This window comes from Sphingomonas sp. ATCC 31555, from assembly GCF_000282895.1.
GTDB lineage: Bacteria > Pseudomonadota > Alphaproteobacteria > Sphingomonadales > Sphingomonadaceae > Sphingomonas.
Window position 1 is genome coordinate 58,710 of sequence record NZ_ALBQ01000011.1, and the last position, 12,517, is coordinate 71,226.

14 protein-coding genes are annotated in these 12,517 nt (G+C 65.7%); 7 read left to right on the forward strand and 7 right to left on the reverse strand.

Features of this window, described 5'->3' with window-relative positions:
- Positions 1–81 precede the first annotated feature (81 nt).
- Positions 82–504 carry a hypothetical protein gene (locus B215_RS0104645; protein ID WP_026008944.1) on the forward strand — a complete coding sequence of 141 codons (423 nt, stop codon included), beginning with the start codon at positions 82–84 and terminating at the stop codon, positions 502–504.
- A gap of 64 nt (positions 505–568) precedes the next feature.
- Here B215_RS0104645 and B215_RS0104650 read toward each other — a convergent pair whose 3' ends face one another.
- From B215_RS0104650 to B215_RS0104665, 4 genes are read right to left on the reverse strand one after another with little or no spacing between them, the layout of a single operon-like run.
- Positions 569–1,129, reverse strand: coding sequence for a MotE family protein (locus B215_RS0104650; protein ID WP_019368464.1), 561 nt, complete (start codon positions 1,127–1,129; stop codon positions 569–571).
- Positions 1,126–1,554, reverse strand: coding sequence for a DUF6468 domain-containing protein (locus B215_RS0104655; RefSeq protein ID WP_019368465.1), 429 nt, complete (start codon positions 1,552–1,554; stop codon positions 1,126–1,128). The genes B215_RS0104650 and B215_RS0104655 overlap by 4 nt, the downstream gene beginning before the upstream one ends.
- A complete protein-coding gene (gene fliM / locus B215_RS0104660; protein ID WP_019368466.1) occupies positions 1,551–2,570 on the reverse strand; it encodes a flagellar motor switch protein FliM in 1,020 nt (339 codons plus the stop codon). The genes B215_RS0104655 and fliM overlap by 4 nt, the downstream gene beginning before the upstream one ends.
- Positions 2,567–3,115, reverse strand: a complete 549-nt coding sequence (locus B215_RS0104665; protein ID WP_019368467.1) for a flagellar basal body-associated FliL family protein — start codon at positions 3,113–3,115, stop codon at positions 2,567–2,569. The genes fliM and B215_RS0104665 overlap by 4 nt, the downstream gene beginning before the upstream one ends.
- A 115-nt stretch (positions 3,116–3,230) precedes the next feature.
- Between B215_RS0104665 and B215_RS0104670 the strand changes: the two genes are divergently transcribed.
- From B215_RS0104670 to B215_RS0104695, 6 genes are all read left to right on the forward strand, one after another.
- The gene (locus tag B215_RS0104670) at positions 3,231–3,971 is read left to right on the forward strand and encodes a flagellar hook-basal body complex protein (protein ID WP_019368468.1); all 741 of its coding nucleotides are present in this window, start codon (positions 3,231–3,233) and stop codon (positions 3,969–3,971) included.
- 22 nt (positions 3,972–3,993) lie between these two features.
- Complete coding sequence (gene flgG, locus B215_RS0104675) at positions 3,994–4,776, forward strand: flagellar basal-body rod protein FlgG (protein WP_019368469.1); 783 nt, start codon at positions 3,994–3,996, stop codon at positions 4,774–4,776.
- On the forward strand, positions 4,776–5,204 hold the full coding sequence (flgA, locus tag B215_RS0104680; RefSeq protein WP_019368470.1) for a flagellar basal body P-ring formation chaperone FlgA: 429 nt from the start codon (positions 4,776–4,778) through the stop codon (positions 5,202–5,204). Before flgG ends, flgA begins: the two co-directional genes overlap by 1 nt.
- A gap of 12 nt (positions 5,205–5,216) precedes the next feature.
- The gene (gene flgH, locus B215_RS0104685) at positions 5,217–5,969 is read left to right on the forward strand and encodes a flagellar basal body L-ring protein FlgH (RefSeq protein ID WP_026008945.1); all 753 of its coding nucleotides are present in this window, start codon (positions 5,217–5,219) and stop codon (positions 5,967–5,969) included.
- A gap of 255 nt (positions 5,970–6,224) precedes the next feature.
- Complete coding sequence (locus tag B215_RS0104690) at positions 6,225–7,082, forward strand: flagellin (protein ID WP_026008946.1); 858 nt, start codon at positions 6,225–6,227, stop codon at positions 7,080–7,082.
- Between the two features lie 138 nt (positions 7,083–7,220).
- Positions 7,221–7,622, forward strand: coding sequence for a hypothetical protein (locus B215_RS0104695; RefSeq protein ID WP_019368473.1), 402 nt, complete (start codon positions 7,221–7,223; stop codon positions 7,620–7,622).
- A 420-nt stretch (positions 7,623–8,042) separates the two neighbouring features.
- On the opposite strand, the gene B215_RS0104700 is transcribed toward B215_RS0104695, so the two are convergent.
- From B215_RS0104700 to flhA, 3 genes are all read right to left on the reverse strand, one after another.
- A complete protein-coding gene (locus B215_RS0104700; RefSeq protein ID WP_019368474.1) occupies positions 8,043–8,699 on the reverse strand; it encodes a flagellar hook assembly protein FlgD in 657 nt (218 codons plus the stop codon).
- A 9-nt stretch (positions 8,700–8,708) separates the two neighbouring features.
- Positions 8,709–10,337 (reverse strand): flagellar hook-length control protein FliK, encoded by a 1,629-nt coding sequence (locus B215_RS0104705; RefSeq protein ID WP_019368475.1) that lies wholly within the window; start codon positions 10,335–10,337, stop codon positions 8,709–8,711.
- 76 nt (positions 10,338–10,413) lie between these two features.
- Positions 10,414–12,495 (reverse strand): flagellar biosynthesis protein FlhA, encoded by a 2,082-nt coding sequence (gene flhA, locus B215_RS0104710; RefSeq protein WP_019368476.1) that lies wholly within the window; start codon positions 12,493–12,495, stop codon positions 10,414–10,416.
- Positions 12,496–12,517 lie beyond the last annotated feature (22 nt).

The following is a 12,517-nucleotide window of genomic DNA, read 5'->3' on the forward strand; positions in this document are numbered from 1 at the left end:
CCGTTAAGTGCTTGTCCCTTATTTATAGGACGTCTGCGGCCCGCCGGGCGCGCGGCACCATGCATGGACGGGAGATTTTCTGTGAGCGGCAGGCCCAAGCTGGCAATGCTTTTCCTGGTAGCGGCGGCGCTGTCGCCGGTCCCGGCCGGGCGGGCGCTCGCTTCGGGCGGCGGGGGCGGTGGCGGCGCCGCCGGCCTGCACCTGCTGGCGATGGATCCGATCGCCGTGCCGATCATCGATGCCGATCGCGTCAGCGGCACGCTGAACTTCAAGCTGGTGGTCGAAGCTACCGATGCCGCTGCCGCGCAGCGCATGACGGAGAATCTGCCCGCGCTGCGCATGGCAGCGATCGCCAGCGGCGTGGAGTTCGCCCGACTCGATGCGTCCGCACTGCGGGCGGTGAACGTCGCCGATCTCGACAAGGCGCTGACCGACGCGATTCACGCGGTGGAGCCGGGCGTCGCCCGCGTGCTCATCGTCGAAGTCGGCGCGTCGCAGGGCTGAACGCAGCGGCGGCCCCGGCAGATGCCGGAGCCGCGCCATGCCTTCGAACATTGAAACGAGCCGCTCAGCCCGGCTTTCGCGCAGCCATCGCCGTCCCGGCGACGGCAGGGGTCGCGGCCGGGCGCGCAGCGCTCTTGCGAGCCAACGCCATGCTGAGCGCCGCCGCACCCTTGGGCGACATCGCCGCCAGAATCGCGCCGGTGGAGGCGGCCCGCATCCGCTGCGCCACCTTCATCTGTACTTCCATGTCGAGCTGTTCGAACACGACCGCAGCCTTTGCAGGCTTCATCGCCTGATAAATGCGGGCGAGATCGTCATACTGTGCTTCGGCCGGCGAGGGCGCGCCAGGCGCGCCGGTTCCGGTGGCGGTGTCCTTCTGTCTCGCTTCCAGATCGGCCTGCAGCCGGCTTTCGGCGGCCTTGGTCGCCTGTTCGCGCAGGTCCAGCGCGCGCTGGCGTTTGGCGGCTTCGGCGTCGCGTGCGTTCAGGTCGCGCTGGATCGAATTGCCCAGCCGCGTGGCGGTGCTGCCGTCCTGATCGCCGGTGGCAATGCTGGCGGCATTGGCCACTGCCGCGATGGCAGAGGCCGCCGCCATCAGCAGCAGCAGGGAAGGGCGCGCCATCATGCCGCTTCCCGCGTGATATCGCCGGCCAAGCGGGCGGCGAGTGCTTCGGCATCGGCCTCTGCATCCGCCTCAGCTCGTTCGGCCTTGTCTTCGTTGTCGCTGCGCAGGGCATTGGCCAGGCTGACGGCGGACACGATGCGCTCGCAGGCGGAATCGGCGATGCCGATCATGTCCGACAGTTCGTCGCGCAGATCGCGGGCCTGTTCCACCAGCCGGGCATGCCGCGCGCAATCGGTGCCGAGCGTCGACTTCATGTCCGACAGCACGGCGCGCGCCTGTATGGTGGCGTTGTCGAGCGCCTTCACCACGTCGGTGAGCGCGCCATCCTTCACGGCGCGCAGGCTGCGCATCATCCGTAGGCTCTGCACCAGCACGGCGATGCACAGGATGATCGTGAGCACATTGGCGGATAACGCGATACTCATGAGGTCTTCTTCCTTGAGCGGGAAACATCGTTGACGAGGCGCACGGCGACACGGCCGCTGCGCTGGCCGATCTGTGCCTGGGCGAGCTTCACGTCGCCGCAAGCGATATCCAGGGGGTCGTCGGGGCTGTTGTTGAAGGCGATGGTCTGTCCCACCTGAAGCTCTTCGAGTTCGGCGAGCGGCACTGCCTTTTCGCCAAGCAGCACGTTCACCGTGACGTTGGTCTTGCGCACTTCGGAGGCCATGTGCGCCTCCCAGATGCTGTCGCGCCCGCTCTTCTCACCCATGAAGCGCTGCAGCAGCTTGTGCCGCACCGGCTCCAGCGTGGCATAGGGGAACACCAGCGTGAAACAGCCGCCGCGGCCGTCCATGTCCACCCGGAAGGTGGCGATGGCGCAGATGTTCGATGTGGCGGCGATCGCGGCGAAGCGGGGATTGGTCTCGATGCGCTCGAGCCGCATCGAAATCGGCTCGATCGGGCGGAATGCCTCGCAGAAATCGCGAAGGGCAGTTTCCAGCACGCGCGACACCAGCGAGGTTTCGATCGGCGTGAAGCCGCGCCCGTCGATCACGGTCGGCGAATTGCCGCCGCGGCCGCCGAGCAGCGCGTCCACCACCGAATAGATCAGCCCGGATTCGACCGTGATGAGACCGTAGCTCTCCCATTCGGTGACCTTGAACACGCCGACCATGGCGGGCAGCAGCACGCGGTTCATGAACTCGCCGAAACGGGCGGAGGTGACCTCCTCCAGGCTCACGTCGATCGCGTCGGAGGTCATGTTGCGCATCGAACTGGCGAAGCTGCGCACCACGCGGTCGCACACCACTTCCAGCATCGGCAGCCGTTCGTGGCTGATGACCTTCGATTCCAGAACGGCGCGCAGGCCCTTCTTCTTCAGAACCGGTTCGCTGCCGCCGAACAGCGCGTCGATGTCCGCCTGCGCGAAATTGCCGATGTCGTCGCCGAACGGTGCAGCGGGCGGATCGGGCAGGTCGAAATCGTCGAGATCGATCATTGCTGAATGAGATCCTGAATGAGGACTTCCTTCACCATGCCGGGCCCCAGGGTCCGCGTGGCGCGCACCATCAGTTCCTCCTTCAGGCGGAACACGGCGGCGGAGCCGTTCAGATCCTCCGGACGCAGCTCGCGCAGAAAGGGTTGATAGGCGTCGAGCAGCACCGGCAGCTTGTCCTTGAGTGCGGTGTCCGTGGTCTTTGCCCCGGGCACCAGCATCAGGTGCAGCTTCAGGAAGTGCGCCGTGCCATCGGGCGAGCGCAGGTTCACCGACAGCGGCGGGACGTCGACGAACTTTTCGCCCTTGCCCTCGCCACCTTCTTCGCCGCCATGGCCCTCGCCTTCGCCCGCGTCCGCCGCGGCTTCCTCGCCATGGCTTTCTTCGGCCTTGGCTTCGGTCTTGCCGCCGCCAAGGAACATGGCAGCGCCGCCGCCGCCCAGCGTCAGCGCGGCAAGCGTCGCAGCGCCGATGATGATCAGCTTCTTTTTCTTGTTGGGCGCCGGGCTTGCGGGCGCGCTCTTATCCTCGACGATTTCCGCCGACATACTCCTGGACCTTCCCGATTTATCGGCCGCGGCGTCCGCACGTCCGATTTCCCTCTATTATAGGACCATCACCCGGCAATTTCTGCCTAGTGACACTTTTTCGAAGGACGGTCCGGTGGACATCTCTTCTTATGTGCTTCTCAGCCAGGAACAGGCGCTCAGGCGTCGGCTGGACATCGTGTCGAACAACATCGCCAATATGAATACGGTGGGCTTCAAGCGCGAGCAGCCGGTGTTCCGCGAATATGTGGAGCAGACCGATTCCGCCGTGAAGCCGGCGCAGAAAACGTCGTTCGTGCTCGATTACGGCGCCGTGCACGATGTTTCGAACGGCGCGTTCCAGCCGACCGGCAATCCGCTGGACGTGATGATCGACGGGCCGGGCTATCTTTCGGTGCAGTCGGGCGACGGCAGCATTGCCTATACCCGCGCGGGCTTCGTGAAGGTGCTCGAGAGCGGCGAACTGGCGACGGCCGGCGGCCAGGTGATCCTGGGCGCGGGCGGCAAGCCGATCAAGGTTCCGCCCGAGGAAGCTGGCCGGGTGAGCGTCGTGGCCGACGGCACCGTGATGGGCAGCACCGGCCCGCTCGGTCGCATCGCCGTGACCGTGTTCGAAAGCGAAGCTGCGGTCGATCCACGCGGCGACGGCATGTTCACCGCCACCGGCGGCCGCGAACTTCCTGCCGACCAGACCAAGCTGATGAGCGGAGGGGTCGAGGGATCGAACGTCAACGCGATCGTCGAAACCACCGACATGATCCAGATTCTGCGCGCCTATCAGACCAGCCAGAGCCTCTCCAACTCGATGTCGGACATGCGCAAGAGCGCGATCGACAAGCTCGGCCGCGTCGGCTGAATTTCACGAAAGGATACCCGTCATGCGTTCGCTTTCCATTGCCGGCACCGGCATGCTCGCCCAGCAGACCAACGTCGATGTCATCTCGAACAACATCGCCAACATGAACACCACCGCCTTCAAGAAGCAGCGCGCCGAGTTCCAGGACCTGTTGTATCAGCAGGTCTCGCGGCCCGGTTCGTCCACCGGCGGCGACACGCGGGTGCCGTCGGGCATTCAGATCGGCGCGGGTGTGAAGACCGGCGGCGTCTATCGCATCAACGAACAGGGCGCGCTGACCCAGACCAGCAATCCCTATGACATGGCGATCCAGGGCCAGGGCTATTTCCAGGTGACGATGCCGGACGGCTCCACTGCCTATACCCGCGACGGCACCTTCCAGATTTCCGATCAGGGCGAACTGGTTACGCAGGATGGCTATCCGGTGCAGCCGGGCATCACGCTGCCGCAGGGCGCGCTGAGCTTCAGCGTTTCGAAGACCGGGCTGGTGGAAGTCACCGTCGCCGGCAACACCCAGCCGCAGCAGCTCGGCCAGCTGCAGCTCGCGACCTTCATGAACGAGTCCGGCCTCGAAGCGCGCGGCGGCAATCTGTTCGTTGAAACCGCCGGCTCGGGTCAGCCGACCGTTGGGTCGCCCGGCGATCCCGGCATCGGCACGCTGACCCAGGGCTTCATCGAAGCGTCGAACGTCAACCCGGTTTCCGAAATCACCGCGCTGATCACTGCGCAGCGCGCCTATGAAATGAACAGCCGCGTGGTGAAGACCGCGGACGAAATGCTGGCGACGACCAGCCAGCTGCGCTGATGTCCGCGCTGCTGGGGTTGCTGCTGCTCGCCGCCGCGCCGGGCGAGGAGGTGCCGGTGGCGGTGCTCCAGCAGTCGGTGGCGCGCGGCGAGCGGATCGACGCGAGCGACATCGTCGTCGAGCCGCGGCCGGAAGGCGTCGCGCGCACCGCGCTGCGAATGGACGACGTCGTCGGCATGGAAGCCACGCGCAACCTCAACGCAGGTGCGCTGCTCCGCCGCGGCGATGTGATGAAGCCGCAGCTCGTTCGACGCGGCGAGCCGGTGACGGCGCGGATCGTGAGCGGCCCGCTGGTGATCACCGCCGCCGGCCGCGCGTTGGGCGGCGGGGCACAGGGCGATCCTGTCCGCATCGTCGTCAGTGCCACCAACCGCACGCTCGACGGATTCGTCGATGGATCGGGCACGGTGCGGGTCTCTACTCCCTGAAGGACAAGGTTCATGCGTAAACTCATCCTCGTGGTGGCGCTGGGCGCCACGCTTTCGGGCTGCGGTGCGGTCGGGCGGTTGAAGGCTGTCGGCAAGGCACCGCGCCTTTCCTCGATGGAGCCGATCGAGACCCCGGACGTGCAGCCTTCGCTGGCCGATCCCTCGGACCGCTCGGGCCGGGTTCGCCAGGCATCGACGCCGACCGCGGCGCCGAGCGCATCGCTGTTCCGTACCGGCGCAGGTGCCTTTTTCCGCGATCAGCGCGCGGGCAAGACCGGCGACATCCTGACGATCCGCATCAACATCGCCGATCGTGCCGATATCGGCAACAACACGGCGCGCACGCGCGGCGGCACCGAAACCGCCGGCATCGCCGGCCTGCTGGGCCTGCAGACGCCGATCCGCAAATTGACCAACAGCGATCCCTCGTCGCTCGTCGATACCAGCTCGGGCTCCAAATATACGGGCGGCGGCACGACCAACCGGTCGGAAACGATCAACATGACGATGGCGGCGATCGTCACCCAGGTGCTGCCCAACGGCAATCTGATGATCCGCGGCCGGCAGGAAGTGCGCGTGAACTTCGAGATGCGCGAGCTGATCGTCACCGGCATCATCCGCCCGGAAGACATCGCCCGCGACAATTCGATCGCGCACAGCCAGATCGCCGAGGCGCGGGTCATCTATGGCGGCAAGGGCCAGCTGACCGATGCGCAGCAGGCGCGCTGGGGCCAGCAGATCTACGACGCGCTCTTCCCCTTCTGATCGCGCGATCGCAGCGCTTCGGAACAATAGCCTGAAAGAAAAAGACCGGGGGTGCGTCGTTCCGCAACGGCGCACCCCCGGTCTTTTCAGTTTTTTAACTTAACCACTTGCTAACCATCAAAATATGCTGGGAAATTTTGGTCGGAACGATTTCCTTTCCACAATGGAAGTGCAGGGCGCGCCAAGCGCCCGGCCGTGGATCGGCGGTTCCGATCCGGGTCGCAGAAGCGACTCTGTTCCAAGAAGGAAATGATCATGGGTTTTTCGGTTAACACCAACGTTGGCGCAATGGCGGCTCTCCAGAGCCTCACCTCGACCAACAAGGACCTGGCTACCACGCAGAGCCGCATCAACACCGGCCTGTCCGTGTCCTCGACCAAGGATGACTCGGCTTCCTACACGATCGCACAGGGCCTCCGTGGCGACCTGGGCGGCCTGAAGTCGGTTTCGTCGTCGCTCAGCCGCGCCAAGAGCGTGACCGACGTCGCCGTTGCCGGTGCCGAGCAGATCTCCGACATCGTCAACCAGATGAAGGCGAAGGCCTATCAGTCGGCGGATAACGGTATCGACACCGCGACCCGCACCGCGCTGAACAACGACTTCGTCGCGCTGCGCGACCAGATCACGACCATCGTGAACTCGTCGGACTTCAACGGCACGAACCTGCTGAAGGCTTCGGGCGGCACGGTTACCGCGCTGCAGTCGCTGCAGGACGCGGACACCACCAGCGCCACCACGTGGAACCCGGATTCGCTCAGCGTGGCGAACCAGGGCCTCGATCTCGGCGGTTCGGTGGTTACGATCGCATCGGGCGGCAACATCAGCAGCCAGTCGGCTGCGGCGGCGATGATCGACACGATCACCACCACGCAGGCGAACCTGAAGACCTCGCTCAGCACGCTCGGCGCCGCTTCGCGCAAGATCGATGCTCAGCAGACCTTCACCAGCAAGCTGTCGGACGTGATCGAGGGCGGCATCGGCAACCTTGTCGACGCCGATCTCGCGAAGGAATCGGCACGCTTGCAGGCACTGCAGGTCAAGCAGCAGCTCGGTGTTCAGGCTCTGTCGATCGCCAACCAGGCGCCGCAGACGATCACTTCGCTGTTCCGCTAAGAACCCGCGGCCCAACCCTGGGGGCCAAAGGTTCGAACGGGGCCGGGATGGTACGCCATCCCGGCCCTTTTTTTGTCGGTTTCGCACGGCATCGAATGGTTATCGGTCCTATAAGGATACCGAACGGGAGAATGGTTAGTGTTTCCGCGCATTCGTGAAATCACCGACGCCTTTGGCGGCCGCTTGCGCGTAAGCGTCGAGGAGCATCCCTCGGGTGCGCTCATCGTCCTCGAACGACCCGATCTGGCCGCCCGCCCGCGCGTGCTGCTCGATGGCTATGGCGTCGACGTGCTTGCCGGCTACATCATGTCCGCCCGCCTGTCGGTGCCCCAGCAGCTGCCCGACGAGCATGTCGACGGCATGTTCGGTACGCGCCTGCGCCTGGAGGTGGACCCCTCCGCAGTCGTGATCCTGACGCAGGAGGGCGGCAGCGGTATCGAGATCGCCGCGCCGTTCTGGGATCGCTTCTACGCCGAATTGTGCATCGTGGCCGCGCATGCGCGCGAGCTGACCCGCCGGGCCGAGGCGCGCGTCCACTGACCTGCGCACCCGCAGGCTGCGCATCCATTGATCCGCGCGCCCGCGGGCCGCGCATGTCCCACCGAAACCGGGCCCCGCTACCAGTAGGAAGCGACGAGTGCCGGCATTCGCTGGGATGACAAGGAAAGGGCACAGATCCCCGTCCGAAGACCTTCGTATCGGTCCGATCGGCGCATTGTCTCATGGCGTACAAATGCGAGCGGCAGGCCAGTTGGGGGGAACTGGCCTGCCGCTATGCCGGGCGAGGGGGGCCCGGCAATGAAGGAGAGACGAGAGGATCGCGAGGGGATCGGAACGTCCTCTCATCTCCTGATCTACTTATATCGCAGATTTCGACCCTGTAAAAGTCGGTACTGACTTGATTTACTACAGGATTTATACGGAGGTCCAGTTAGTGCGGATTTAATCGACCGCGCTAACTTACTTCTGGATGCGGGTAATCAAGCTGGTCGGATACTGTGCATCGTTGATCGAGACCACGGGGGAACCGTTGATCATCTGTACGTTATCAACGGTTCCTGCGGCGCTGGCGGTCATCTTGATCGATGCGACGGTAGCATTGCTGCCGGTCAATTCGACGCGGTAGATGCCGGGGTCGAGCGCCTTGCCGTCCTTGGTGGTGCCATCCCAGGTGAAGCTGCCGCTGGTGCCGGTCGCGTCGAAGGTGCGGGTATCGACCGTGCTGCCCTTCGAATCCAGGATTTTGGCGGTCACGCTCGTCACGGCGTTCGCAGCGATCCAGTTCCACTGCGCCGGCTTCGTCGCGCTGGTCGCAGCCATGTCGGAGTCGACCTCGACAGCCTGGCCGATCATCGACGAGCTTTGCGTCAGCGACTGCATGTTCATCGTCGACAGCATCGTGTTCAGCGTCTTGTTCTGCTGAATCGATTGTTCAACTTGCGAATACTGAACGAGCTGCTGCGTGAACTGCGAGCTGTCCATCGGATTCATCGGGTCCTGATTCTGCATTTGGGTGGTCAGCAGTTTCAGGAACAGGCTGTAATCCGCGGTCAGCTTGCTGCTCGCCGCATCGGTGGTGGTGCTCGTGGTGGTCGTCGCGCTGGTGACGAGGGTCATGAACTGCTCCTAGGCGATCAGGTCGACCTGGCCATCGCCGCGGATCGGGCGATAGGCCGGGGCCTGGGGTTCGGGTTCGTCGCGGAACTGCTGGTTGCCGCCACGCGACTGTTGCTGGAAGGCGGATTGGCCATTGCCGCTGCCGGCGCCGCCATCGCGGCCTTCGAAGCGGAAGCTTTGAGTGTCGCTGCGGATTCCTGCCTGCTGTAGCGCGCGGCCGAGATCGGGCGCGTCCTGCCGCAGCAGATCCAGCGTGTGCTGGCTTTCGGCCCGCATGGTCGCTTGGACGCGGCCCTCACGATCGAAGGCGAGGGTTACTTCCACTCGGCCCAGCTCGGCAGGGTTCAGCCGCACGCGCAGTGTGTCTTCGCCTGCATCTACCTTGCGCGCGATTTCCACGCCCAAGCTGCGCCCGAGTTCGCCCGGGCGCGCCTGGATCACCGGCTCGCCGGCAGCGGCGCTCGGCGCTTCTGCTGCGGGCGCGTGGGTAGCGGCCGTGGTGGTGGTTGGCGCGACGGAGAATGCGGCCGTCGTGGTGGCGGCGCTGGCGGCGGGGCCGGTGCGGGATGTGTCGGCGGCGAGCTGCTGGCCAAAGGCGGCGCCCTGATCGCCCTGGTGGCCGGCATCGCCGCTATGAGTGTCTGCCTTGCCTTCGATGGCTCTCGCAAAGTCCGTTGAGACGTCGACGGCAGGGCCGTTCTGCGCGGTGACCGCTGCCGTTGGCGGGGCCGTGCGTGCGGGCTTGGTCGTGATCTCGCCGGAAGGCGCCGGCTGCGGTGGGGCGGCGGGCACCGGCTGCTGAACGGTTTGCGCGACTGCAACGGGCTGCGGCTGCGGCTGCGGCTGCGTCTGGGGGTGCGGCGACACCAGACTTTCCAGCCCGGCGGCATTCGTGGCCGGAGCGTCATGCTGCGCATCGGCCGAAGCAGCGTTGCGACCCGACTTGCTGGTCAGCTTTGCGGGAGCCTTGGCGCGATCGAGCGTCGGGACCTCCAACTGGATCTGCGCGGGTGCATCGAGCGCCACGGCAGCGGCATCCGCCGTGCCGGGTTGCGCGACGACGGGCATCATGGTTTCCGTCGGCGCGGGCGGCGTCTCGGCAAGTGCAGGCTGGCCCGTCGGATGTTTGCCGTCGATCAGCGGATCACCAACGTTCGTGGCGGGAACGTGCACTTCGGCATCAGGCCCTCCGGGAAGCGCCTGCTCCAGAATGCCGTTTGCGGAGTGCGGCGTCGCGCCTGCAACATCGGTCAGGGCGGTGGAAGCCGCCGGCTGGTTCAGCGCCTTGGCGATCGCGTCTCCCAGCGGGCTGCTCCCGACCGCGATCGGCGCGGCGACCAGCGCGGCGGGCGTTGCCGTCGCGAGCAGTTGCGCCATCGCGACCTGCGGCTTGTCGCCCGGCAGCTTGGGGAGCGCATTGTCGGCGGCCGGCAGAATCGGCGCGTTCGTCCGGGCAGGAAGTTGTGCGGCGAGATCGGCCGCCGATGCGCTGCCGATGGCGATGGTTGCACCCGCCAGCGTCGGCTGGCCAAGGGCTCCGCCGATCATGCCGGCAAACCCGCCCGCGGCGCCCGTATCCATGCCGCCGGTCTGGGGCGAAGGGGATGCCAGGGGGAAGCCGATCATCGTGACGTTCATTCAGTCGCCTCGTGCGCAGGGCCGGAAAGGGCCCTTTCAAACCATTATAGAGGGATCGCCGCGGCGACCGTTCGGATCAGCCAATTACGCCCAGCGCCCGGATGCGCGCGCGTGCGTGGATTTCGTTCTGCGACAGCACCACCGTTGCCGGACGGACCCGTTCGATGATCGAGCGGACGAAGGGGCGGATCGACGGGCTGGTGAGCAGGCAGGGGATCTCGCCATCGGCGGCCAGCCGATCATAGGTCTCGCGCACGGCCGCGATGAACTGCTGCAGCGCGGAGGGTGCCATGGCCAGCTGGCGCTCGTCGCCGGTGCCGAGAATGCTTTCGGCGAACGCCTGATCCCAGTCGGCAGACAGCGTGACCACCGGGATCGCCTCGCCGCGCACCTGCTGTGCGCTGATCTGGCGGGCCAGGCGGCTGCGGACATGCTCGGTGATCTGGGTCAGATTGCTGGTCAGCGGGGCGGCTTCGGCGATGCCTTCCAGGATCGTCGGCACGTCGCGGATCGAGATGCCCTCCGCCAGCAGGTTCTGCAGGATGCGCTGGACGCTGGAGATCGACACCTTCGACGGGATGATGTCGGCGACCAGCTTTTCCGATTCCTTGTGCACTTCGGTCAGCAGCTTCTGCGTTTCGGTATAGGAGAGCAGATCGGCGATATTGTCCTTCACCAGCTCGGTCAGGTGCGTCGCGATGATCGTGCCGCAATCGACCACGGTCAGGCCGCGGAAGCCGGCTTCCTCGCGCAGTTCGCGGTCGATCCACAAAGCGGGCAGGCCGAACACCGGCTCCTTGGTGTTCTCGCCCGGCAGGCCGACAGGGGCGCCGCCCGGGTTGATCAGCAGCAGCTTTTCCAGCTTGATCTCGCCGCGCGCCGCCTCGGTCTCCTTGATCGAAATGACGTATTCGTTCGGCTTCAGGCCCATATTGTCGATGATGCGGACGGAAGGCAGCACGAAGCCAAATTCGGTCGCCATCTGGCGGCGCAGCGCGCGCACCTGATCGTCGAGCCGCGGTTCGCGCGTGTCGTCGTTGATCATCGGCAGCAGTGCATATCCGATCTCGATGCGCACTGCGTCGATGGCGAGCGTTTCCGAAATCGGCTGTTCGACATGCTGGGCCTGGGCGATTTCCTGCGCGGCGACGATGCGCTCGCGGGCCTGCTTGGCGCTGGCGCGGCGCGACATTTCCCAGGCGACCCAGCCCGACAGCGCGGAGAAGGCGGCAAAGGGAATGAAGGGCAGGCCGGGCATCAGCGCCAGGGCACCCATCAGGAACGAGACCATGCCGAACGCTTTGGGATAGCGGCCCAGCTGCTCGCCCAGCGCGGCGCCGGTCTTGCCGGCCACGCCGCCCTTGGAGACGAGCAGACCCGCTGCCGTCGATACGATCAGCGCGGGGATCTGGCTGACCAGGCCATCGCCTGCGGTGAGCACGGTGTAGGTGCGGAACGCCTCGCCGATCGGCACACCGTGCGAGATCACGCCGATGCCCAGTCCGACGATGATGTTGATCGCCGTGATCAAAAGGCCGGCAACGGCATCGCCCTTCACGAACTTCGACGCACCGTCCATCGCGCCGTAGAAGCCGCTCTCGGCTTCCACTTCGGCGCGGCGGGCCTTGGCCTGTTCCTCGTTGATCATGCCGGCGGAAAGATCGGCATCGATCGCCATCTGCTTGCCCGGCATCGAATCGAGGCTGAAGCGCGCGGCGACTTCGGCGATGCGGCCGGCGCCCTTCGTAATGACGACGAAGTTGATCACCACCAGGATCATGAAGATGGTGAGGCCGATGATGGTCTCGCCGCCCATCAGGAACTCGCCGAAGGCGCCGATCACGCCGCCGGCGGCATCGGGGCCTTCATGGCCATGGCCGAGGATCAGGCGGGTGGAGGCGAGGTTGAGGCCCAGGCGCAGCATCGTCGCGATCAGGAGGATCGTCGGGAAGGCGCTGAGCTCCAGCGGCTTCTCGATGAACAGCGCCGTCATCAGGATCATCACCGAAAGAGTGATGGACAAGGCCAGTCCCATGTCGAGCAGCCAGCCCGGCATCGGCAGGATCAGCATCGCGATGATCGCGATCACGCCGCCGGCCAGCGCCATGTCGCGATTGGCGCCGATCCGCTGGAAGAAGTTCAGGATGACGGGAGGCATGGGCTGCTACCGGAAATAGGAG